This is a genomic window from Bacillus sp. JJ664 (genome assembly GCF_036962205.1).
Classification (GTDB): domain Bacteria; phylum Bacillota; class Bacilli; order Bacillales; family Bacillaceae_G; genus Gottfriedia.
Genome location: NZ_JBALMS010000181.1, coordinates 6736 through 7033 on the forward strand (window position 1 = coordinate 6736; position 298 = coordinate 7033).

The 298-nt window shown below is 26.5% G+C and carries 1 protein-coding gene; it reads right to left on the reverse strand.

Annotated features, from left to right (window positions below):
* The coding region (locus V7056_RS19750; protein ID WP_499704096.1) for a DUF4309 domain-containing protein at positions 1-298 on the reverse strand (298 nt) is incomplete at both ends.

A 298-nucleotide genomic window follows, 5' to 3' on the forward strand; every position in this document is an offset into this window, starting at 1 on the left:
AAAATTGAAATAGAAGCTGGTAATCCCCTACTTCATAAACAACATAGTCATCCCATTCTAATGTAGGTTTACCAAAATAGTTACTTAATTGCTTCTTATTTAGTTTGTCTAATCTTTTATCAACTGAAGTGATTTGAGAAATTTTATTGTCCTTATTTAATTCAAATTTGACATCTTTTTTTATATAAATTAAGTTATTCGAGTATCCTTTTGGTACCATAAAGTTTGCAAAAATTTCTATAAAAAATGGATACGTTGTATCAGTTGATTCCATTGACTGTTTTTCATCAAATGTATC